This is a genomic window from Pseudomonas congelans, from assembly GCF_900103225.1.
Lineage (GTDB): Bacteria > Pseudomonadota > Gammaproteobacteria > Pseudomonadales > Pseudomonadaceae > Aquipseudomonas > Aquipseudomonas congelans.
In genome coordinates this window covers 39,839-61,991 of record NZ_FNJH01000001.1, presented here as the reverse complement: position 1 = coordinate 61,991, position 22,153 = coordinate 39,839, and the positions used below count along the sequence as shown (strand labels likewise).

Annotated in this window: 25 protein-coding genes; 8 read left to right on the top strand and 17 right to left on the bottom strand. The window is 59.2% G+C overall.

All coding sequences use genetic code 11. The features are described 5' to 3' along the window. Positions 1-154 precede the first annotated feature (154 nt). The gene (locus tag BLR20_RS00310; protein ID WP_032611396.1) at positions 155-526 is read left to right on the top strand and encodes a rhodanese-like domain-containing protein; all 372 of its coding nucleotides are present in this window, start codon (positions 155-157) and stop codon (positions 524-526) included. 57 nt (positions 527-583) lie between these two features. On the opposite strand, the gene BLR20_RS00305 is transcribed toward BLR20_RS00310, so the two are convergent. From BLR20_RS00305 to BLR20_RS00270, 8 genes are all read right to left on the bottom strand, one after another. After that, positions 584-1,414 carry a transglutaminase family protein gene (locus tag BLR20_RS00305; RefSeq protein WP_003371560.1) on the bottom strand — a complete coding sequence of 277 codons (831 nt, stop codon included), beginning with the start codon at positions 1,412-1,414 and terminating at the stop codon, positions 584-586. Beyond that, positions 1,411-2,370, bottom strand: coding sequence for an alpha-E domain-containing protein (locus tag BLR20_RS00300; RefSeq protein WP_010427066.1), 960 nt, complete (start codon positions 2,368-2,370; stop codon positions 1,411-1,413). The genes BLR20_RS00305 and BLR20_RS00300 overlap by 4 nt, the downstream gene beginning before the upstream one ends. A gap of 12 nt (positions 2,371-2,382) precedes the next feature. After that, complete coding sequence (locus BLR20_RS00295) at positions 2,383-3,792, bottom strand: circularly permuted type 2 ATP-grasp protein (protein ID WP_002552858.1); 1,410 nt, start codon at positions 3,790-3,792, stop codon at positions 2,383-2,385. A gap of 461 nt (positions 3,793-4,253) precedes the next feature. Beyond that, positions 4,254-4,595 carry a ribonuclease E inhibitor RraB gene (locus BLR20_RS00290; protein ID WP_010427069.1) on the bottom strand — a complete coding sequence of 114 codons (342 nt, stop codon included), beginning with the start codon at positions 4,593-4,595 and terminating at the stop codon, positions 4,254-4,256. Positions 4,596-4,842: 247 nt separating this feature from the next. Further along, the gene (locus tag BLR20_RS00285) at positions 4,843-5,079 is read right to left on the bottom strand and encodes a hypothetical protein (RefSeq protein ID WP_010427071.1); all 237 of its coding nucleotides are present in this window, start codon (positions 5,077-5,079) and stop codon (positions 4,843-4,845) included. 191 nt (positions 5,080-5,270) lie between these two features. Next, positions 5,271-7,358, bottom strand: a complete 2,088-nt coding sequence (locus tag BLR20_RS00280; RefSeq protein ID WP_010427073.1) for an LTA synthase family protein — start codon at positions 7,356-7,358, stop codon at positions 5,271-5,273. 264 nt (positions 7,359-7,622) lie between these two features. Next, a complete protein-coding gene (gene speE, locus BLR20_RS00275; RefSeq protein ID WP_010427075.1) occupies positions 7,623-8,483 on the bottom strand; it encodes a polyamine aminopropyltransferase in 861 nt (286 codons plus the stop codon). A gap of 201 nt (positions 8,484-8,684) precedes the next feature. Further along, on the bottom strand, positions 8,685-8,876 hold the full coding sequence (locus BLR20_RS00270; protein ID WP_003315122.1) for a PLDc N-terminal domain-containing protein: 192 nt from the start codon (positions 8,874-8,876) through the stop codon (positions 8,685-8,687). A gap of 154 nt (positions 8,877-9,030) precedes the next feature. Between BLR20_RS00270 and BLR20_RS00265 the strand changes: the two genes are divergently transcribed. Next, on the top strand, positions 9,031-9,957 hold the full coding sequence (locus BLR20_RS00265) for a ZIP family metal transporter (RefSeq protein ID WP_010427078.1): 927 nt from the start codon (positions 9,031-9,033) through the stop codon (positions 9,955-9,957). On the opposite strand, the gene BLR20_RS00260 is transcribed toward BLR20_RS00265, so the two are convergent. Further along, on the bottom strand, positions 9,954-10,472 hold the full coding sequence (locus tag BLR20_RS00260) for a hypothetical protein (protein WP_010427081.1): 519 nt from the start codon (positions 10,470-10,472) through the stop codon (positions 9,954-9,956). The genes BLR20_RS00265 and BLR20_RS00260 overlap by 4 nt on opposite strands. A 99-nt stretch (positions 10,473-10,571) precedes the next feature. Then, entirely contained in the window at positions 10,572-11,117 is a 546-nt protein-coding gene (locus BLR20_RS00255) for an ankyrin repeat domain-containing protein (RefSeq protein WP_010427083.1), read from the bottom strand. 346 nt (positions 11,118-11,463) lie between these two features. Here BLR20_RS00255 and BLR20_RS00250 point away from each other — a divergent pair, with 346 nt between their 5' ends. Further along, on the top strand, positions 11,464-11,742 hold the full coding sequence (locus BLR20_RS00250) for a DUF3509 domain-containing protein (RefSeq protein ID WP_003315128.1): 279 nt from the start codon (positions 11,464-11,466) through the stop codon (positions 11,740-11,742). A gap of 110 nt (positions 11,743-11,852) precedes the next feature. Here BLR20_RS00250 and BLR20_RS00245 read toward each other — a convergent pair whose 3' ends face one another. From BLR20_RS00245 to aroC, 6 genes are all read right to left on the bottom strand, one after another. Continuing rightward, on the bottom strand, positions 11,853-12,575 hold the full coding sequence (locus tag BLR20_RS00245; protein WP_054993720.1) for a helix-turn-helix transcriptional regulator: 723 nt from the start codon (positions 12,573-12,575) through the stop codon (positions 11,853-11,855). A 253-nt stretch (positions 12,576-12,828) separates the two neighbouring features. Further along, on the bottom strand, positions 12,829-13,512 hold the full coding sequence (gene mtnC / locus BLR20_RS00240) for an acireductone synthase (protein ID WP_054993721.1): 684 nt from the start codon (positions 13,510-13,512) through the stop codon (positions 12,829-12,831). A gap of 16 nt (positions 13,513-13,528) precedes the next feature. Next, positions 13,529-14,074: a 1,2-dihydroxy-3-keto-5-methylthiopentene dioxygenase gene (locus BLR20_RS00235; RefSeq protein ID WP_024682752.1), complete on the bottom strand. Its 546-nt coding sequence runs from the start codon at positions 14,072-14,074 to the stop codon at positions 13,529-13,531. A gap of 80 nt (positions 14,075-14,154) precedes the next feature. Continuing rightward, the gene (locus BLR20_RS00230; protein ID WP_003371534.1) at positions 14,155-14,769 is read right to left on the bottom strand and encodes a methylthioribulose 1-phosphate dehydratase; all 615 of its coding nucleotides are present in this window, start codon (positions 14,767-14,769) and stop codon (positions 14,155-14,157) included. After that, complete coding sequence (locus BLR20_RS00225) at positions 14,766-15,929, bottom strand: MFS transporter (protein ID WP_010427091.1); 1,164 nt, start codon at positions 15,927-15,929, stop codon at positions 14,766-14,768. Before BLR20_RS00225 ends, BLR20_RS00230 begins: the two co-directional genes overlap by 4 nt. A gap of 30 nt (positions 15,930-15,959) precedes the next feature. Then, positions 15,960-17,051, bottom strand: a complete 1,092-nt coding sequence (gene aroC / locus BLR20_RS00220) for a chorismate synthase (RefSeq protein ID WP_010427092.1) — start codon at positions 17,049-17,051, stop codon at positions 15,960-15,962. A gap of 141 nt (positions 17,052-17,192) precedes the next feature. On the opposite strand from aroC, the gene BLR20_RS00215 reads away from it, so the two are divergent. Both BLR20_RS00215 and BLR20_RS00210 read left to right on the top strand, forming a co-directional pair. Then, complete coding sequence (locus BLR20_RS00215) at positions 17,193-18,224, top strand: alpha/beta hydrolase (protein ID WP_010427094.1); 1,032 nt, start codon at positions 17,193-17,195, stop codon at positions 18,222-18,224. 143 nt (positions 18,225-18,367) lie between these two features. Next, positions 18,368-19,171 carry a hypothetical protein gene (locus BLR20_RS00210; protein ID WP_010427096.1) on the top strand — a complete coding sequence of 268 codons (804 nt, stop codon included), beginning with the start codon at positions 18,368-18,370 and terminating at the stop codon, positions 19,169-19,171. 72 nt (positions 19,172-19,243) lie between these two features. Here the strand turns inward: BLR20_RS00210 and prmB are convergent, their stop codons facing one another. Next, positions 19,244-20,152 carry a 50S ribosomal protein L3 N(5)-glutamine methyltransferase gene (prmB, locus tag BLR20_RS00205; protein WP_032611382.1) on the bottom strand — a complete coding sequence of 303 codons (909 nt, stop codon included), beginning with the start codon at positions 20,150-20,152 and terminating at the stop codon, positions 19,244-19,246. A gap of 261 nt (positions 20,153-20,413) precedes the next feature. On the opposite strand from prmB, the gene BLR20_RS00200 reads away from it, so the two are divergent. From BLR20_RS00200 to BLR20_RS00190, 3 genes are all read left to right on the top strand, one after another. Next, positions 20,414-21,004, top strand: a complete 591-nt coding sequence (locus BLR20_RS00200; protein WP_010427101.1) for a cysteine hydrolase family protein — start codon at positions 20,414-20,416, stop codon at positions 21,002-21,004. 148 nt (positions 21,005-21,152) lie between these two features. Then, positions 21,153-21,470 carry a hypothetical protein gene (locus tag BLR20_RS00195; RefSeq protein WP_010427102.1) on the top strand — a complete coding sequence of 106 codons (318 nt, stop codon included), beginning with the start codon at positions 21,153-21,155 and terminating at the stop codon, positions 21,468-21,470. Positions 21,471-21,515: 45 nt separating this feature from the next. Next, positions 21,516-22,073, top strand: coding sequence for a Smr/MutS family protein (locus tag BLR20_RS00190; RefSeq protein WP_003315144.1), 558 nt, complete (start codon positions 21,516-21,518; stop codon positions 22,071-22,073). The last annotated feature ends 80 nt before the right edge of the window (positions 22,074-22,153 follow it).

Here is a 22,153-nt window from a genome sequence, read left to right as displayed (position 1 = left end):
CACTCCAAAGTACGTCAGGCGGGATTGATCCTTTTCACCACTGCGCTGTTATTGATCGTGCCTAACCTGAATCGATTGTTTGGCTGATCCACGCGCTTTCGAACAACGATCAACTGTGCCACTCTTTCCATTCGCACTGAGGGAGGTGGAGTTTATGCGCCAATGGATTGCTGCTTGTGCACTTGTCAGCAGTTTCGCAGCACACGCGGGGGTAGTCGATCAGGCTGCGGCCGTGACTGCGCTGAAGGAAGGCAAGCTGGCGATGGATGTGCGTAGCCAGACCGACTATGACGCAGGCACGGTGCTGAACGCCGTACGCGTCGATGAGCGACGGCTGGTCAATCAGATGAAACAGGTGCTCAACGACCGCAATGCCGTGTTCGTCATTTTCAGCAGTACGGACAGCAAGGCCGACAGGGCCCAGGAAAAGCTCAGGTCTGCGGGCTACTTCAGCGTTATCAATGGCGGTAACTATGAAGAGCTGCACAACGCGCTCTACGACATCACCGACGATCCCGCCGAATAAGCAACGGCCAGGCAGTTGAGCCCGGCCATTTCATGACGCAAAGCGTGAGCGTAAAGGTTATTGATGCTGCGTCTGGACCTGCACGCGGGTTTTCACTTTCGGCGTGCCGGTCATGGGCGATACCACAACCTTGGCATGCATCTGCTCGGATCCGCCGCCGCGGCGCATGCCGCGCACCGGGCAGGCGTCCAGATAGTCCAGCCCTACCGCCAGTTTCAAATGGCGCTCGGGGATGGCCAACTGATTGGTCACATCAAAACTGTACCAGGCGTCGTCTATCCAGGCCTCGGCCCAGGCGTGGCTGGACAGGTGTTCGCTGTCTTCGCTGCACAGATAACCTGAGACATAACGAGCCGGCACCCCAAGGCTGCGGGCACAGGCGAGAAACGCGTGGGTATGGTCCTGACACACGCCCGAGCGTCCGGCGAAGGCCTGCGCGGCACTGGTGTCCACTTCGGTCGCGCCCTGGGTGTAGGTCATGTGCTGATTGAGCGCCTGCATCAGGTCGATCAACCCGGTGCGGTCAGCCCGCTTGCGACACTCCATGGCCGCAAAGCTGCGAATCGCTTCGTCAGGCTCGGTCAGTCGTGTAACGCGCAAAAACGGCAACGCAGACTGGCTTTCGTGCTCGGCCTCACGGGTTTCGTCGATTTCCACCTGCCCGCGCGCGCCGATGATGATGGCTTCGTGCGGCTCTTCCAGGCTCAGGACATGCAGAATATTGCCAAAGGGGTCGATCTGCGCACGCACCGGCCGTGGCAACGTCAGCTGCCAGCTGAGCACTTGCTGACGTTCACTGTCGTGAGGCGTCAGGCGCAGATACTGGATACTCGAACGCACCTGGTCATCGTAGTGATAGGTGGTCTCATGGCTTATCGAAAGTCTCATGCAGCCTCCAGGTACGAAGTGTGAATGGCATCACCCAGTTGGGCCAGCATCGGAATGAATTCGTTCAACCACTCGTGCAGGCCTTCATCCAGAATCTCGTCGATGCTGGTGTAGCGCAATCTCGCGTCCATCTCGGCAGCCATGCGCTGTGCGGGTCGACCATTGACGCCGGGCAGGCTGGCCAGAATGACGTCCATCTCTTCCAGACACGCGCGTAGCGAGCGCGGAATGTCGGCACGCAGCAGCAACAGCTCGGCAACCTGACGCGCGCCTGGCGCATCCCGATAGACCTCAGTGTAAGCCTCGAACGAGGACAGTGCGCGCAGCAAGGCGCTCCACTGGTAATAACCGGCCGCCGAGTTGTCTGCCGCAGCATTGGCCTGTGGCCCGCGCAATTCAAGCATTTCATAGCGGGCATCGAGCATGCGCATGGTGTTGTCGGCGCGCTCGATGAAAGTGCCCAGACGGATGAAGCGGAACGCGTCGTTGCGCATGATGGTGCCGTAGGTGGCGCCACGGAACAGGTGCGAACGCTCCTTGACCCACTCGCAAAAGCGGCTCATGCCATAGCGGGTCAGCCCCTGTTGGGCGATACCGCGAATCTCCAGCCAGGTGGAATTGATGTTCTCCCACATGTCCGCGGTAATGCGCCCGCGCACCGCATGCGCACTGACCCTTGCTGCGCCAAGGCAGCTGTAGATACTGGCCGGGTTGGTGGCGTCCAGAGCAAAGAAATGCAGCATGCGTTCGGCATGCAGCTCGCCATGACGCTCGATATAGGTTTCCAGCGTTCCGGTGATCAGCAACGGCATGGCTATTTCATCCAGCCCGTCGCCCCGCCCGTCCTGCGGCATCAGCGACAGCGAATAGCTCACGTCCAGCATTCGGGCGAGGTTCTCCGCTCGCTCCAGGTAACGCGACATCCAGAAAAGATCAGAGGCAGTTCTACTTAACATTGGCAGGCATCCTTAATCCTCGACCACCCAGGTGTCTTTGGTTCCGCCACCCTGTGACGAATTGACCACCAGTGAACCTTCACGCAAGGCCACTCGGGTAAGCCCGCCAGGCACAACGCGGGTTTCACGACCGGACAGAACAAACGGGCGCAAATCGATATGTCGCGGGGCTATGCCGTTCTCGACAAAGGTCGGACAGGTCGACAGGCACAAGGTGGGTTGGGCGATGTACGCGTGCGGCTTGGCCTTGAGGCGCGCCCGGAAGGCTTCGATCTCGGCGGCGGTCGCTGCGGGACCGACCAGCATGCCGTAGCCACCGGAGCCCTGGGTTTCCTTGACGACAAGGTCGCCGAGGTTTGCCAGCACATGCGACAGTTCTTCCGGCTTGCGGCACTGCCAGGTCGGCACATTCTTGAGAATCGGCTCTTCATCCAGATAGAAGCGAATCATGTCGGTGACGTAGGGGTAAACCGACTTGTCATCCGCGACACCGGTACCGATGGCATTGGCCAGGACCACGTTGCCGGATCGATAGGCCGCCAGCAGCCCAGGGACGCCCAGCATCGAATCGGGGTTGAAGGCCAGCGGATCCAGAAACGCGTCATCGAGACGACGGTAGATCACGTCAACGGCTTTCGGACCGTCAGTGGTGCGCATGAACACACGGTCATCGCGAACAAACAGGTCGGCACCTTCCACCAGTTCGACGCCCATCTCGCGAGCCAGAAACGCATGCTCGAAAAAGGCGCTGTTGAAGCGGCCAGGCGTCAGCACCACGACACTCGGGTTGTCCAGATGGCTGGAACTCTTGAGCGTGTCGAGCAACAGATTCGGGTAGTGGTCGATCGGTGCAATGCGCTGCGCGGAGAACAGCTCCGGAAACAGGCGCATCATCATCTTGCGGTCTTCGAGCATGTAGCTCACGCCGCTCGGGGTGCGCAGATTGTCTTCCAGCACGTAATAGGTGCCGTCACCGTCGCGCACCAGATCGACGCCGGAAATGTGCGAGTACAGATCGCGGTGCAGATTCAGGCCTTGCATTGCCAACTGATACTGCTCGTTGGCCAGCACCTGTTCGGCGGGAATTATTCCGGCCTTGATAATCCGCTGGTCGTGATACAGATCTGCCAGAAACATGTTCAGCGCCTTGACGCGCTGAATGCAGCCGCGCTCGACAACCCGCCATTCGCTGGCCGGGATGCTGCGCGGGATGGTGTCGAAAGGGATAAGCCGCTCGGTGCCCTGCTCATCACCATACAGCGTGAACGTGATCCCGGCACGGTGAAACAGCAGATCGGCTTCGCGCCTGCGTTGAGCCAAAAGCTCGGGAGGCGTATCGCCCAGCCAGCGGGCAAACTCCCGATAGTGCGGACGGACTACGCCGCCCGCATCGTACATCTCGTCATAAAAGGTGCGGATCATGCCGTACTCCTTGTCACCATGGACACCAAGACCATCGCAAAGCCCGTGCCACCGGCATAAACGCTTTGATTTCAAAAGGTTAGGTAAACACTCGACGCTCTACGCACCATTCCTGTGCACTAAACGCCCAAGCCAATTCTTTCGCGCCTCATTCGGAAGCGTCATTCAACCGTGAAATCTATGATCAGCATAGTCAGAGTTGATTTCCGCCAACGACATTAGTTCGCCACACTCCACAGCAACCGAGCAAACAGGGCACCAAACGCCGCTTTTGCCCAAATCGATATTTTGTCCAGCATGCCAAAAACGCTTGCGGATTTTAAACAGACTTCCCTTTGCGCCACTCGTTTGAGTGGCTTTTTTTTGACCACCGTTCAGGAACGGTCAGCGAAAACAGAACCGGCCGATCCGGAACGTATCCCGAATCAGCCGGTAGTGTATTGCCTGACAATCCGCAGCCATCAAGCGTGCAGTCTTCTGATCTCCTGAGTAACGCCCCATCCCTCGACTTCGCCGTCCATAGGTGAAATGACCGTCTGGAAGTCCTGCTCGAAGTCACCAATGCCGTCATAAGTCGCGTACATGACTTTGCTCAATTGCAGGTGCCAATTGCCGTCATCACGTACGTTTACCTGGGTGTTGAGGGATTCGCCGCGAAATTGCTCTGCGGCCTGCCGTGCCCGCTCCTCATCCGGGAAGATGGCGTAGAACTCGATGGGATAGATTCGCGCGAAATCAAAACCGCCTTCCTTCATGCGGCGCAGTACGTTACTGCTGATGTCCTCTTGATAGGCTGTGCTCATGAAACGTCCTCCTATGCAACGATAGATAGAGTTTCAACTCTTCCAGAGCGACCGCCGAGTCCTCGGAGGCCACCTCACGACAGATAATCCGACGCGGGGAATCAAGCATGTAGCTGACCGGACCAGGCTTGGCACCGGTCGGGTATCGAGATGTCAGAGGCTGCCTGAACAGCCTCATCTGCAGAGTAGCCCCATCGTGGGCCGGATGCCAAGTGGTTGCCACGAAAAGGTTTTTGATCAGCGCAGATCAGGCGACTTCTGTAATGGAAATGATCCGCACACTGTTATGGTCCTTGAGCGTCTTCACGGTAGGCTCCTCGGTGCGCCCATCAAGATCATTCAGATTCAGCTCGTCGGTGACCGGGTAAAGGTCCTTGCGCAGGAAGCGCGCGGCCTCCTCCTCGCTGGGACGCTCATCAAAACCAGCCTCGCGGCGTTGCTGCACACCATCCTTGTCCAGATACAAAATGGCCCACTGTTTCATCAATGCCTCCCGTACGAAGCCAGGCACTCTGGCTTATGTAATCTGGACCTTTTGGCCCGCGTATTCGTTCAACCAATTACGCCGAAGAGCCAGCCATGCCGGGCAAAAAAAAAGACCCTCGCAGTCAATGCCGAGGGCCCTTGTCGCTTGACTGATCCGGCTCGCCGGTCAGCCGGACGAGTCAGTCGTCATCAGTTGCGGTTCTTGCTGGCCTCTACACCGGCCGTGTTGTCCAGAAGGCTCTTGGTAGCCGTCTGCAGGAAGCTTTCCAGCTTGCGCTTGAGCTCCTGCGTGTCGGGCGCATCAGGCACTTCTTCGGCATGCGGCTTGGCGCCGAGGGTGTAGGTCAACAGCTTGGCAGGCATCTCGGTCGGTTCGATCAGGATACGGTTACCGCTGATGATAGCGACCACCTGCTCACTGCCCGATGGCTTGATCACACCGAAGCCCTTGTCACCCTCAGGCAGGTTCAGCAGATCGCGGCCCCAGCACTGGTTGCGGTTCAGGCCACCCAGACGACCCATGATGGTCGGCACCACGTCGACCTGCGTACCCACGATGCTGCTGCGCTGACCGAACTTCTCCTGCACACCAGGGCCGATCAGCAGCAGAGGCACGTTGAAACGGCCCAGGTCCATTTCAGTCAGCTGCTTGTCGTTACCGAAGCCATGGTCGCCCAGCACCACGAACAGAGTGTTCTTGAAGTAAGGCTCTTTTTTGGCCTTCTCGAAGAACTGGCCCAGCGCCCAATCGGCATAACGCATGGCGGTCAAATGCTCGTCCAGCGAGCCGTGCCCGGTCACACGCTCGACCGGCAAAGGATCTGGCAGCGCATACGGCGTGTGGTTGGACAGGGTTTGCAGCAAGGCATAGAACGGCTTGCCGTCCTGACGGGCCTTGAGCTCCTGCGCGCCACGGTCGAACATGTCCTGGTCGGAAACGCCCCAGGTCGGATCGGAGAACACCGGATTGACGAAGTCTTCACGACCGACGAAGTTGGTCATGCCCTGGTTGCTGAAGAAACCCGACTGGTTGTCCCAGGCAAAGTTGCCGTTATAGACGTAGACATCATCGTAGTTGCGACCCGTACTCAGCAACTGCGGAAGACCCGACAGCTTGTGGCTGCCTTCCGGCGTCTGCATCAGGTACTCGAAGCCCGGCAGGTTCGGGAAGCACGCCATGGTGGCGAACATACCCTGGTGGGTGTGAGTACCGTTGGAGAAGAAGTGATCGAACAACAGGCCTTCCTTGGACAACTTGTCGAAGTACGGCGTGATGTTGGCATCGTTGCCCAAGGCGCCCACCGAGTGACCGGCGAAGCTTTCCATCAGGATCACGACCACGTTGCGGATCGGCAAGGTGTTCTCTGCCGGCGGCGTGAAATCGCGACGCACAGCCGCGATATCCGGTTCGACCAGCTTGTCGTTCGGCGTCAGCAGCATGTCGCGCACCGTCTGCTGGGCCTCGGCCTGTGGCAGCGTGGCTTTCCAGATGTTGTCGCGGTCTTCGGACATACGGCTCTTGGCCGCAGTGATCAGCGTCAGTGTGCCGTTCAGGCCCAACTGGTTGGCGAAATTGGACTCGGTGGTGTAAGCGTCGCCCCAGCGCAGCGGCGGGCCCTGACGCAGAGTGCCACGGATGCAGACCACCATGACCAGTAATACCAGAACGAACACACCGGCGCGCACATACCACGGCGCAACGGAGCGAGTAGCCTCCGGGCTGGTTTTTGCAGCGACACGTGGACGGGTTGCACGGTCAATGCCCTTGAACACCAGGCTCAGCAGCCAGGTCACCACTGCCCATGCCAGCAGGTAGCGGACCACCGGAAAACCGTACCAGAGCATGCTCAGAACAGTCTTCGGGTCTTCCTTGACGTATTGAAACACCAGGCCGTTCAGGCGCTGGTGAAACTCACGGTAGAAGTCCATTTCCATCAGGCCGAAGAACAGCGTGATGCTGCCGACCAGAGTCAGCCAGAAACGGAAGAACCCGCGTGCCGCCATGGCGCGTGCGCTGAACAGCGACAGCACCAGCGGAATGAGCAGGTACATGGTCAGGCGCAGGTCGAAGCGCGTGCCGTTGAACAGTGCTTCAAGGAACGTCGAGGCTGGCGTGTCGCCAATCATCTCGCGGTTGTAGACCAGCAGACCGATACGCAGAAGCGTGTACATCACCATCAGGGCGAAGCCGCTGAGCAGGATGTAAGCCAGATGCGATTTGACAGTGGGGTTTTGCAGGCGGGCTTGCCGATGAATCTGGGCGTCCGTTTTGGCCATGGTTGTCAGGATCCGGTGGATTCAGGGGTAGGTTCAGAGTGCAGTGCCGCCCTCCTCTTGAGGGAGACGGCGCGCGACAGGGCGCAGATATTACTTGATTGCGGGTCGCCAGGGGCCAGGTCAGCCGATGAAGACGCTTGCCTGTTCAGCTTCGCGCGCAATTTTGTGACAGAACGTGTGAAATTTCTGTCGCGAATTACGCGCTTATAAAGCCTTGCAGGCGACGCTCGAGAAAATCCGGCTCCGAGAAGCCGGACCGGCTCATCAGTCGTTGCTGGCCTTGCCCACGGCCTGCAGAACGTACTGCGGCAAGGCGAACGCGCCGATGTGGACTTCCGGATTGTAATAACGCGTAACAATACCGCTGCCCGAAAAACGCTGACGCAGGGTTTCCAGCGGCAGTTTGCGATAGCGCTTATCGGTCGAACCCCAGGCGAAAGTCATTGCTCCGCCGATGTAGGTCGGGATCGCTGCGTGATAGAAATGCCAGTCGGCGAACAGACCGTTCATGCGCCCGGCTGTGGTCTGCACACCGCTCAACTGCATGAAAGGCGTGCCGTTCTGGGTGACCAGAATGCCGCCTTCGTTGAGGCAGCGATGGCAGGCCTGATAAAAGTTTTCCGAGAACAGGACTTCACCCGGGCCGATCGGATCGGTGGAGTCGGAAATGATCACGTCGAACTTCTCTTCGGTGGTCGCGACGAAGCGCATGCCGTCGTCAATGACCAGGTTCAGACGCGAATCGTCGAAGGCACCGCTGGAATGATTGGGCAGATACTCCTTGCACATCTCGACCACAGTCGCATCGATCTCGACCATGGTGATGTGTTCGACGCTCATGTGCTTGGCGACCTCACGCAGCATGCCGCCGTCGCCGCCGCCGATGATCAGCACACGTTTGGCTGCGCCGTGCGCCAGAATCGGCACATGGGTGAGCATTTCGTGGTAGATGAACTCGTCCGCTTCGGTGGTCTGGATGACGCCGTCCAGCGCCATGACACGGCCCATGCGCGGGTTCTGGAAGATCACCAGGTGCTGGTGATCGGTACGTACTTCGTGAAGCATTTTTTCCATACGAAAGCGCTGGCCGTAGCCTTCGTATAACGTTTCCTGATAATCGCTCATGGGTAAGCTCCCGCTGGGTACTGATGACAGGACGGCCGACCGCCCACAACAAAGGCGCGCATTCTACGTCGAGGAACATGACAGGTCGAACCTCTATGGCAGTTCAGTGCGTCACCGCTGCTGCCAGTGCCCTGTGCATGAAACGAAAAACGCCTGATTACCCAGGGTAATCAAGCGTTGTTTGCCCAGCGTGTGGACGTATCACATGCGTACGTTGCCACGCGGCCCCAGGATTGCCCAGATGATAAGGCCCACCACAGGAAGCAGTACGATCAGCAATACCCAGAGGATTTTCTTGCCAGTTTCGGCACCGCTTTTCAATACGTTGATGATGGCCCAGATATCGAGCGCCAGAATGATCAAGCCGACCAGGCCGTTGAAGCTAGAACCCATGGTGTTGCCCCTAAAATGAATGCTTACCCTCCTAGGATAGTAGCGCCGTTCGGGGGTTCCGTTGAACCAACCTTATATTCTCGGGCTCCCAAGCGGGGTCGACTTTGCATTTCAGTCACTATCGTCTCCCCTCTTTACAAAGGTAGCTCTATTAATGCCTACGCCCGCACAATCCCGAACGCCTTGGGCGAACTGGTTAAACCAGCTTCAGGGCAGCCCGCTGGTGAGCCTGGGCTTCGCCCTCGCCCTGCTGATCGTCGTCGGCCTCGGTGGCATCAGTCTTTACAACGCCTTCTACGGCACCAGTCAGGTCAACTTCAATCACGCCCTGCTGGGCGGTATCGCTGGTTTTCTGGCGACGGCGCTAGGCGCGGTGATGGCGGTTGCCCTGCGCAATGTTTCGCAACGCGCTCAGGACATCATGCTCGGGTTTGCCGCGGGGATGATGCTGGCGGCCAGCTCGTTCTCGCTGATTCTTCCAGGCCTGGAAGCCGCCCGGGACATTACCGACAGCGGCCCGTGGGCAGCTGCGACGGTTGTTGCCGGTCTCGGGCTGGGTGTGCTGCTGATGCTGGGGCTGGACAGGTTCACCCCTCACGAACATGAAAGCGTAGGCCGCCAGGGGCCTCATTCGGACCGAATCAGTCGGGTCTGGCTGTTTGTGCTGGCGATCACCCTGCATAACCTGCCTGAGGGCATGGCGATTGGCGTCAGTTTCGCCAGCGGCGACATGAATGTCGGTCTGCCATTGACCACGGCCATCGCCATTCAGGACATTCCCGAAGGTCTGGCCATCGCGCTGGCCCTGCGCGCGACCGGCCTGTCGGCCTTCAAGGCAATGCTGGTGGCGATCGGTTCCGGCCTCATGGAGCCACTGGGCTCACTGGTGGGCTTGGGCATCTCCAGCGGCTTTGCCATCGCCTACCCGCTGAGCATGGGGCTGGCGGCAGGCGCGATGATCTTCGTGGTATCCCATGAAGTCATCCCGGAAACCCACCGCAATGGCCATCAGACCTCGGCAACCCTGGGCCTGATGGGCGGCTTTGCGGTAATGATGTTTCTCGATACGGCGCTGGGTTAACCGCGCAGTGCCTGCAGTGCGGGTGCGGCATGGATGCCGGCCGATGCCGCCAGCTCAAGTACGCGAGCTTCGTCACGGCCATAGACCAGCACCGTTTGCAGCTCGTCATCCAGTGGCTGGCTGAAGTTCATCAGCACATAGCCGCCCATGTCCTTGTTCATGCTGCTCAACTGAATCTGAATGCGATTGAGCGCGACCAGCGGTTCTACCTTGGCCAGTTGTTTGGGCTTGATGTTGAAGGTCACGTCCTTGCCAAACGACTGAACGATCTGCTCGAACAGGTCCATGTAGCTGTCGGCCTGGAACAGCACGGTTTCCGGCAGACTGCCCACTACTACCCATTCGCCCAGCGGGATCGGGAATGTATCGTCGTAGTTGATATCAGGGTTGGCCGCCAGAAATGCCTGCGGATCGGCATACGCCTGCGCGGCTTCATCGGCGATATGCACGATTTCATCGTCGCCCATGCAGCCGGAGCTGACTTTGCTGATTAATTCGACCAGTGAGTCTTTCATGGTGGCGATCCTGATAGCGGGCAAAAAAGAGGCGCGAAGGATAACGGTAAATCCATCGCGCCTCTATGTGTTCATGCCTTGCTGTCAATCCACTCGGTATCAGGACCGGGCAGGCTGCACGCCCATTTTGGTCAACTGTTCGATGGTGACGGTCGCGCCCATTGCCTGAGCAGCGCCCAGTGCAGTGATGCCCTTGGCATCAGTGGCATGCGGGTCCGCGCCCTGACTGATCAGGTAGTCGACTATTTCGTTGCGGTTGAACATCGCCGCCATCATCAATGCGGTACGGCCGTCGGCAGAGGCACCGTCTATATCGGCACCTGCCTCGACCAGCAACCTGACCACCGCCAGATCGCCCTTGAACGCTGCGCCGGCAATGGGGCTCTGGCCATTATCGTTGCGGATTTCAGGATCAGCCTTGTGATTCAGCAGCACACGGACGGCATCTGCGTGGCAGTGATAGCTGGCCAGCATCAGCAGCGTATCGCCCTTATGGTTGCGCAGATCTGCAGGCAGACCCTTTTCAAGCAGGCGCTCCAGCATGACTGCATTTCCCTGGCGAGCCACATCGAATACCTGCTCGGCGAACTCGGCGGCTTCGTCTTCAGTCATGGTTTTCGAAGCGCTGATATCTGTATCGGTCATTAACTACTCCTTGGCGCACAGTACTCCGGACATGTGTTGACCCGGCATCGATAAACACACTGACCTCAAGTCTCGCCAGCTGTTCGATCAGCATCGATCCGGATGCGCAGTGCCTGCTTTTGATGGCTGCAATCCATACGATCCCCCTTCTGCCCGATCCCCATCGTGCAGGAAACGGCAAAATGCAGGGCGCACGAAGGGTGTTCATGCAAAATGCACGAAGCCTGAAAATAGACGATATTCCAAGCTATTGATTTTAAAGGAGTTAATTTAGGGGAGAGACTGGCACAGACACTGCAATAGTACTTGCAAGCTTGTTATCCCATGAGCAATGGAGCCGCCTCACATGACTTTTATTCAAGAAAAATTCGCTTCCGTATTCTCCGACTACACCGTCACCACTCAGCCGCGTCCCGATGGTGGTGTTCTGTTGTCACTGCGTACCCAGGATGGTAAGCAGATCCGTCGCTCAGTCTCTTATGCTCAGCTGCACACTCCGGTTCAACTGGAATGGGTAATCAGCGCCATCCGCCGCGACCTGGCTGCACAAGCCAGCGAGCTGCCAGCGATCTCGATGCTGCAAAGCCAGCACCGTTTTGATCTGCCGACGTATCACACACGTTGATTTGCCCGCCACCTTCGTAGGTGGCACCCGCTGTACGCTCTCTCATCCCTTGTTTGCCGCGATTACACTTTGTTCTCGCGGCTTTTTTTTGCGTGCGTTTTGCAGGGCGGCTACCTGATCAGACCACGACAAAGTGCTTCGCCAACTGCCTGTGCCCTGTTGGCAACGCCCAGCTTGGAGTAGATGGTCTTGAGGTGATACTTCACCGTCGACTCCGACACATCGCGGATCATCGAGATCTCCCAGGCCGTCTTTCCGTCCCTGGCCCACTGCAATACTTCCAGCTCACGATGGGTCAGACCGCGTGAAGAGAACTTCAGGCCCCGCGCGACACTGTGCAGCACCGGCATGAGACTGCTCATGAGGTACTTTTGTTCAGCGCTGATGGTCCGCGCCACTTCGCCCAGAGTACAGACTGATGTCACGCTGTCGGCGCCACGGCAATGATTGGTGTAGCCATAGGAGATGGCCGGAAGCAGTTCACAGGTGTCGACGAGCTCGTCGTAAAAGGCTGATACCGGGTATTGTCTGAACGCATCCTGCCAGTTCAGGAAGCCCAATTGATTGCGATAACAACGGATCACCGGGTCCTGTGTGATCAAGTCGTGCTGGCGGTAGGCCTCGCCCCAGGCATGGTCGACGTTGGAAGTGATGAACGTCAGCAACACCGGACCCTTGAACTGAAAGAACATCGCGCGCTCGCTGTTGCATTCGCGCCTTAACCACTCAAGTGCATTTTCGATGGCTGTCTGTCCATCGAGTTCGGTAATCGTGCTCACCATCTGCTGTATCAATAGGCCCCGGGTCGCGCTTTCTGTCATGGCACTGCACATCGCTGCCGCTCCTTGTTCGCCCGGGAGTCGGTACAGGTGTTTTCCGTGACCCCGGTGAAGATGGCGCAAAACTTACACGAATAATGACGTTGAAAAACGGCGAACAGAACAAACAGATTCAACGCACTTCCCACCAGGCAAGACCTCACGCGTAAGCAGGAAATACCCTACAAATGCGTAGGTAGGCCTTGCGGCAGGCAGATTTCAATGCAGCGGCATCAGGACGATGCCGCGCACAGCAGGCGGGAGTCTTCTAGAAAGAAGCGGGATCAATAAGCGCAAAACTGGCCACCTGCCTGTGCCCGGCAAGTGCCCCGCCATCACGCGCAAGACCGCAGGTGGCCATGCCGGCGACCCGCGCAGCATCGAGTTCTTCGACGATATCCGACAGGAACAGAATGTCACCGGCAGGACAGTCCATTGCCTGGGCAATCGTTTGGTAGGACTGCGCTTCGCGCTTGGGGCCGGACGTCGTATCGAAATAACCGCTGAACAGACCGGACAGATCGCCCGCCTCGGAACAGCCGAAAATCAGTTGCTGAGCCTGAATCGAGCCCGACGAATAAACGTAAAGCCGGTAGCCCTGTTGATGCCAGTGTTTCAAGGCATCCACAGCATCCGGATAAACGTGGCCCTTGAGCTGTCCGGCGTTGTAGCCCTGCTCCCAGACCATACCCTGCAGGGCCTTGAGCGGTGTGGCCTTGCGGTCCTCGGCGATCCATTCCAGCAGGACTGCAATGACGCGCTCGACATCGGCGTCCGGTTCACCGGCTTGGTCGCGCACCGCCTGCAGCTGCTGCGCCACGGCCGGTTGCTCGGCATTTTGGCGAACGAATCCGGGCAGGTGCTTTCTGGCGAACGGAAACAACACGTCGAAAACGAAACTCACTGCACTGGTGGTGCCTTCGATATCCGTGAGGATAGCTTTGATGGGCATCAGAATCGGGCTCCTGTCAGTCTTCCAGCCGTGGAAAACGGCCGGCAATGTCTTCACCGGTAAAATTTGCTACCCAGCCTTCCGGATTATTGAACAGGCGGATAGCAACGAAGTGCGGGTTTTCGCCCATATCGAACCAGTGCCGCGTGCCGGCCGGCACGGAAATCAGATCGTTCTTTTCGCACAGCACGGCGTACACATAATCGTCGATGTGCAAGGTGAACAAGCCCCGCCCGGCGACGAAAAAGCGTACCTCGTCTTCGCCGTGGCGGTGCTCTTCAAGAAACTTGGCGCGCAATTCGGCTTTTTGCGGGTGATCGCTGTTGAGACTGATGACGTCCACGGTGACATAACCGCGCTCGGTCATCAGCGTGTCGATCTGGGTGCGATAGGCGCTGATCACCTCTTCCTGACTCGCACCGGGAGTGATCGGCGTGGCGGCCTCCCAGCGGTCGAACGCCACGCCATGCTCGGCCAGCGTCGACGCGATGTCTTCCAGATGGGTCAGCACCTTGTTGGGTATATCAGGGCTTGAAACGTGATAAACGGACAGGCTGCTCATGCGTGAATCCTCGGTTTGGTGCAACGCCTTCCGGCTTTTACAGGCCGGTCAGGCTTACAGACTGGTTTGACAAGACGTTGTCAGCGGTTCAAGACCGCGCGCATTTTCAGTTCGCACTCGAACAGGAACTCGAACGCTTCGATCTGGCGCAAGGCGTCGCTCATCTTCGCACCCCAGGTGTAGAGGCCATGACCGCGGATCAGGTAGCCGGCGCACTCGGGATGGGCGTCCAGCCAAGGCTGCACCTTTGCCGCGAGACGGGCAATATCCTGATCGTTGTCGAAAATCGGCACCACGACCTGCGACTCATGAGTGACCACGCCGCTAAAAGCCTTTTGCAGCTCGTAATCCTCGAACACCAGATGATCGGCCGTGGTCAGCCTCGACAACACGGTAGCGTTCACCGAGTGAGTGTGCAGCACGGCGCCGACCTGCGGTCTGCAGCTGTACAACTGGGTATGCAGCAAGGTTTCGGCAGACGGCTTTTTACCGGGTTCCAGGCTGTTGCCAGCCAGATCGGTGGCCAGCACATCGTCAGGGCCCAACTGGCCCTTGTGCTTGCCGGATACGGTCAACAGCGCCTCGCTGGCAGACAGGCGCGCGGAATAATTGCTGCTGGTGGCAGGCGACCAGCCACGGCCGTACAGAAAACGCCCGGCCTCGATGATTTCCAGGCTCAATTGTTCACGGCTCATACACCTTCCTCTTTCTTGGGTGTGACAATCATGACGGCAGCGGCAAAGGCTGCAAGGCTGGCAATGGCAAAGGTCCAGGTCGGCCCCAGCGCGTTCCAGCTGTAACCGGAATACAGAGCGCCCAACGCCCCGCCGACGCCGGACAAAGCTGCATAAAGTGCCTGCCCCTGACCTTGCTGACGTGGGCCGAAGCTACTTTGCACGAAATGAATGGCAGCGGCGTGAAAGCTGCCGAACGTGGCAGCATGCATCACCTGGGCAATCAGCAGCGCGGTGAGGTGATCGGCAAACAGGCCCAGCAGCAGCCAGCGCAATGCGGCCAGGAGAAAGCTGGCGAACAGTACCTGGCGCACGGAGAAACGCTGCAGAATCCGGCTCATGACCATGAACATCAGCACCTCAGCCACCACGCCGACCGCCCATAACAGGCCGATCAGGCCGCGGCTGTAACCGAGTGCTTCGAGGTGCAGGGTCAAAAAGGTGTAATACGGGCCATGGCTGAGCACCATCAGCGCGACACTGAGGTAGAACGCCAACACACCGGGGCGCGCCAGCTGCCTGAGAAAACCGCCGGACCCGGTTTCGCGGCTGGACGGTGCAGGATGCGCATTCGGCACCCACCAGCTGCTGACAACGATACCGGACATGATCGCCAGCGCAATGTAAGGGAACAGGTCCAGACTGAACCATTCAAACACCCGCCCCAGCATCACCACGGCCAGAATGAAACCGATCGAGCCCCACAGCCGGATCTGGCTGTAACGCGCGGTCTGGCCTTGCAGGTGCGCAAGGGTGATGACTTCGAACTGCGGCAGGATGGCGTGCCAGAAGAACGCATAGAGCGCCATGACCATCGCCAGCCAGGCATAGCTTTTTTCGACCAGAATCAGCGAAAACGCCAACAAGGTGCAGATGGCGCCAGACCGCACAATGGTCAGACGCCAACCGGTGTGATCACCCAGCCACCCCCAGAGATTGGGCGCGACGCAGCGCATCAGCATGGGAATGGCGACAAGCTCGCCGATCCGTGCGCTGGAAAAACCCAGATGGTGAAGGTAAAGGGCCATGAAGGGCGCCGACAGGCCCAGCAGAGCGAAATAGCATACGTAGAACCCGGACAGCCGCCAGTAAGGCAGCTGTCCGCCGCCAGGTTGCGCCACGCTAGCAGTCCGCAACCGTGACGGCGTGCATTACACCTGCCCCAGCACAGGTGTGTTGACGCTGACATCGGCGTTCTGACCGCGATGACGCAACAAGTGATCAAGCAGAACGATGGCCATCATCGCTTCGGCAATCGGTGTGGCACGAATGCCGACACACGGGTCATGCCGACCCTTGGTGATGACGTCGGCTGCGTTGCCGTCGACATCGATCGAAAGACCTGGCGTGGTGATGCTGGACGTCGGCTTGAGCGCCAGGTGCGCGATGATCGGCTGGCCGGAGGAAATGCCGCCGAGAATGCCGCCCGCGTGATTGGACAGGAATCCCTGTGGCGTCATCTCGTCACGGTGCTCGGTGCCACGCTGGGCAACACAGTCGAAACCGGCACCGATTTCCACACCCTTGACCGCGTTGATGCTCATCAGCGCATGGGCCAGTTCAGCGTCCAGACGATCGAAGATCGGCTCGCCAAGACCCGGCATCACGCCTTCTGCGACCACGGTGATTTTCGCACCGACCGAGTCCTGATCACGTCGCAGCTGGTCCATGTAGGCTTCCAGCTCCGGCACCTTGTCAGGGTCGGGGCAGAAAAACGCGTTGTCTTCCACCGAATCCCAGGTCTTGAACGGGATCTGGATCGGGCCAAGCTGGCTCATGTAACCGCGAATGACGATGCCCTGGCTTGCAAGATACTTCTTGGCAATGGCACCAGCGGCCACACGCATGGCGGTTTCCCTGGCCGAACTGCGACCGCCGCCACGGTAATCACGAATGCCGTACTTGTGGTGATAGGTGTAATCGGCGTGGGCCGGGCGGAACAGGTCCTTGATCGCCGAATAGTCCTTGGACTTCTGATCGGTATTGCGGATCAGCAGACCGATGGACGCGCCGGTGGTCCTGCCCTCGAAGACACCCGAGAGAATCTCGACTTCATCGGCCTCCTGACGCTGCGTGGTATGGCGGCTGGTGCCCGGCTTGCGCCGATCCAGGTCGCGCTGCAGGTCTTGCAGGTCCAGTTCCAGCCCCGGCGGGCAGCCGTCGACGATAGCGACCAGCGCCGGGCCGTGGCTTTCGCCGGCGGTGGTGACAGTGAACAGCTTGCCGAAAGTGTTGCCGGACATGCGGGCGCTCCGAAAAATCAGCCAAAAAACCAGATCGTTAAACCAAGCTCGCCAGTATACGCAGGCTCGCGGTTCAGTTCATCCTCGAACCTTCTGTCACCGCGTGCGTCCAAGCGTGACTCCCCCAATGATGGCCTTGCGATGTTATCCGGTATTTCCCTGCTTCGAGTTCCCAACGCGCTGCGTCTGCTGGCCGTGCCGATAACCCTGATCCTGAGCCTGGCCGCCGCAACCGCCAGCGCTGCGGCGCCCAGCGCGGTGCAGCGGCCGATAAGCGTGGACACCGAAAACGGCAAGCTGTACGGCACGCTGCTCATGCCGCGTTCCGACAAACCGGTGCCGGTGGTGCTGATCATCGCCGGTTCCGGCCCCACCGACCGCGACGGCAACAACCCGGAAGGTGGACGCAACGACAGCATGAAACGCCTGGCGGTGATCCTGGCGAGCAACAATATTGCCAGCGTGCGCTACGACAAACGGGGCGTCGCGGCCAGCAAGGCGGTCACGCCGGATGAACGCAACCTAAGCGTCGACCGCTACGTGGCCGACGTCCAGCTCTGGGCCAGAGCGCTGAAAGCCAACCCGCGCCTGGGCCAGCTGATTCTGTTGGGCCACAGCGAAGGTGCACTGGTGGCGACGCTAGCGGCTGAAAAGGTAGGTGCAGCGGCGCTGATTTCCGTGGCCGGCACCGGGCGACCGGTGGATCAGGTGCTGCGCGAACAGTTTCAGGAGCGCCTGCCGCCGGACCTGCTGCAGCGCAGCGATCAGTTGCTCGACGAACTCAAGGCCGGCAAGACCGATGACAACGTGCCCGCCGAGCTGGAAGTGGTCTTCCGCCCCAGTGTCCAGCCGTACCTGATCTCGCTGTTCCGCCAGGACCCGGCGGCGGCATTCGGTGCACTGCACATTCCGGCGCTGATCGTTCAGGGCCGAAACGACATTCAGGTCGGTGTGGGTGATGCGCTGCTGCTGCAAAAAGCCAAACCGGATGCTCAACTGGCCCTGATCGACGGTATGAACCATGTGCTGCGCATCGTACCGGATGATTTGCAGCAGCAACTATTGTCCTACCGCAATCCGACCCAGCCGCTGGCCAGTGAAGTGACTGAGCGGATCCTGAGCTTCATCAAGGCACTCCCAAATCCGGATGCTCCACCCGGAAAAAAGATCTGACGCGCGCTAGTCAAAAGTCCTTCAGTCCTGGCGAACCTGGCCGATAGCAGTTTGCTGGCCCTGTGTTCCGGCACCCTAGTGTTTCGGCACCTTTATGCCCCGGCGAACCTGCTCCGGGGCAAGGCCCAGGAAAGGACACCCTTATGACAGACGCAAATACCATGACTGAAACCCTCGCAGAGCCGGCCAGCGCAGAAGTCGCAGTGCCGGTGCCCCCGCAGCCGTGGGAAGACGTCCTGCCCGAAAGCTTTCAGATGCTGCGTCTGTCGCCACTGCCCACCGACCGCGCGACCGGCGGCCGCCCACTGCGCTTCGTACAGTTCGGGCGTGCCGAGCGGCACAGCAAGGCATTGAGCCTGCTGCGCATCACCGTGCAATTGCCAGGTCAGCGGGTCCGCAAGGAACAGAACCATCTGGATATCTGGGCCGACCACGAAAAACGCATAGTGCGTTTCGGTCCCGAGTCAGGCTTGCAGATCGAGCCGTGGAACCGCGGTATCGGACGCTTCATGATTGCTCATGCGGTGCACTGGGCGCAGAAAAGATGGTCTTCCTACAAGATTGAAGGCGTGGCGCTGGCCAGCAAGGACGGTCTGAATGAAGACACACGTCTGCGTCGCGATCACTTTCTGCGCACTCTGGGTTTTGAAGTGACGTATGCCGATGCCCAGCACATGAAAGGCGCGATCAAGGATGTACACGTCGGCAACCTGCACAGCACCTGGAACAACGACAAGGTGCAGATCATCGAGATTCTCGAAGCCTCGCAGATGCTGGAAAAGGCCGAGAAAAATCTGATCGAACAGGAAGTGACGATTCGCCAGCATGAAGACCGGGTCAGCAAATACAAGCGTGAAGACAGCGGCCTGCGCTTCACGATTGCCTGTCTGGTGACCTTCGCGGTATTCCAGGCCGGACTGCTGATCTGGATCGCGACGCACCGATAAAAAACACGCCGAAAAAAGGGGGGCTGATATCAGCCCCCCTTTTGTCTCAGCCGGTTATCGCGGCCCTTGACCTCAAACCTTCGACTGAAACAATGCCTGGTGGTCGCGGCACTGTTCTGCCGTGAGCATGAACACACCATGCCCGCCCCGCTGGAAGTCCAGCCAGGCGAAATCGACCTCCGGGTACAGCGCCTGCACGTGCACCTGGCTATTGCCGACCTCGACGATCAACAGCCCCTTCTCGTGCAGATGATCGGCGGCCTGGGCGAGCATGCGGCGGACCAGGTTCAGGCCATCGCTGCCACAGGCCAGCGCCAGTTCCGGCTCATGCTGATACTCGTCAGGCATGTCGGCAAAATCTTCGGCGTCCACATAGGGCGGGTTGGACACGATCAGGTCAAAACGCTGACCCGGCAGGCCGTCGAATCCGTCGCCCTGAACGGTGTAGACCCGATCCTCCATGCCGTGACGCTCAATGTTCTGATTGGCCACTTCCAATGCGTCGTAGGACAGGTCGGCCAGGGCCACCTCGGCTTCGGGAAACACTTCGGCGCAGGCGATACCGATGCAACCCGAGCCTGTGCACAGGTCGAGAATCCGCGCTGGCTCGTCGGCCAGCCAGGGGGCGAAACGTTCTTCGATCAGCTCGGCGATGGGCGAACGCGGGATCAGGACGCGGTCATCGACAATGAACGACATGCCACAGAACCAGGCCTCGCCGAGCAGGTACGGGGTGGGCACACGCTCGTCGATGCGGCGCTTGATCAAGCGTTGCAGTTCGGATATTTCGTCGACTTCCAGACGGCAATCCAGGTAGCTGTCGGCAATTTCCCAAGGCAGGTGCAGTGCACCCAGCACCAGTTGCCGCGCTTCATCCCAGGCATTGTCGGTGCCATGACCGAAAAATACGTCTTCCTCGTGAAAGCGGCTGACGGCCCAGCGTATATGGTCGCGCACGGTACGCAGACGGGAAGTGATCATGGACAAACTCCTTGAAAGGCAACGAACTGCTGTAAGACGAGCCTCGGTGAACAGTCTGGTTACGAACAACGTGCATTCTTCGTACCCGATAGGCGGGGAAGTTTCCATGATTCGTCTACCGCCATCAAGGCAAACCGCCAGCCATCCCCTCCTCCAACTGCCCTGCAGGCCATAAAAACCGTGGCCTGCGATGGTTGCCATTCCCAGAACGCTTCAGCCAGAGGACAATGTCGCAAAAGCCCCACACAAAGGAGCCCGTGAATGTCGGATTTAAAGACCATGTTTCAGCTCAGCGGCCGGGTGCATGCGCCCGCCCATCTGAGTAACGCGACGCTGATCATCATCGACGCGCAAAAAGAATACCTCCGCGGCCCGCTGGCCTTGACCGGCGTGAGAGAAGCCATGGCCAACATCGGCCGATTGGTCGAAAAGGCACGTGCGGTCAAATGCCCGATCGTTCACATCCGCCATCTGGGCACTGTGGGCGGCCCGTTCGACCCACATGGCGAGCGCGGTGAACTGGTGCCGGAGCTGTTGCCGCAGGGTGATGAACACCTGATCGAGAAACGCCTGCCCAATGCCTTCAATGGCACCGGACTGCATGAACTGTTGCAGGACCTTGGGCACCTGGACCTGATCGTCTGCGGCTTCATGAGCCATTCGAGTATCAGCACCACGGTTCGCGCCACCAAGGACTACGGTTATCGCTGCACTCTGGTCGACGATGCCTGCGCAACCCGCGACCTGCCGAGCCCGCACGGCGTGGTCAGCGCAGAGGTCGTGCACAGAACCGAGATGGCAATCATGGCCGACAACTTCGCCACCCTGGCGCTGACCAAAGACCTTGTCTGACACCGCACAGGCGAGGGAGCGTGTGACAAGGTTCACATAACCGCCCATCCTTTGCCGTCATGGATCGTCCCGGAGGCGGGAACCACCCCTCCTTCCCCGGGTCAGAGCGCCGATACTCCATTGAGCTGATACCTGTTGAGGAAAAGGCATGAAAACGTCAGATGGTTTCGATGCACGTCGCCTGCGCCCCAGGGGTCAGGGCAACTGGGGCAAACGCATCGGCACGCTGATCGCACTGCTCCTTGTGATCGCAGGTCTGTTGCTGACAGTTGCCGGTGCATCCAGCCTCACGGTTCACCCGCAGATGCTCGGCGAACTGAACGCCAGTCCGGGCGGCGCGGCGTTTGTCGCCATCGGCGGACTGCTGGTGCTGTACGTGGGCGTCTGGCTATGGCGCCGCTGCCGTCGTCAGCGCAGTGCCGGCGGCCTGAGTATCTCTTCGCACCTGATGAAAAAACACAACTGACCCTCTTGTCTGAACGGTTAGAATGGCCTCCTTCGCGGAGGCCCCATGCAAGACGACGATTTTTCCCTGTTCAGAAGCGAGACACGCGGCGTCAAGCCGCTCAAGCATGAACATGCCGATGTCGGCAAACCCAAGACCGATCGAAAAATGCTGGCCCGCCTGCGCCAGTCGGCAACCGTGCGCACCGATTCGGTGACCGTTGATGGCTTGTCGGATCAATTTGTGATCGACGTTGGTCCTGAAGATGTCCTGAGCTGGTCGCGTGACGGCGTGCAGGAAGGTCAGATGCGCAAGCTCAAACTCGGGCAGATCAGCTTCGAGGGCAGCCTGGACCTGCATGGCATGAGCGTGGAAGTGGCGCGAGAGACGCTGTGGGAATTTCTGGCTGAAGCAACCCGTCTGGAAATACGCTGCGTACGCGTCACCCATGGCAAGGCGGTACGTCTGGACGGCAAGCGGCCCATGATCAAAAGCCACGTCAACACCTGGCTGCGTCAGCATTCGCAGGTACTGGGCTTTTGCTCCTGCCTGGCCAAACACGGCGGTGCAGGTGCGGTGTACGTGATCCTCAGGCGCATCATGATGGAAGGGCGCGACGAGTAGAACCCGCCGCGCCCTTTCAGTCAGTCAGACCCCGCACGCAGGGCTGCAGCGCCGCCCTGCCGCTGACTCAGCGACCCGGG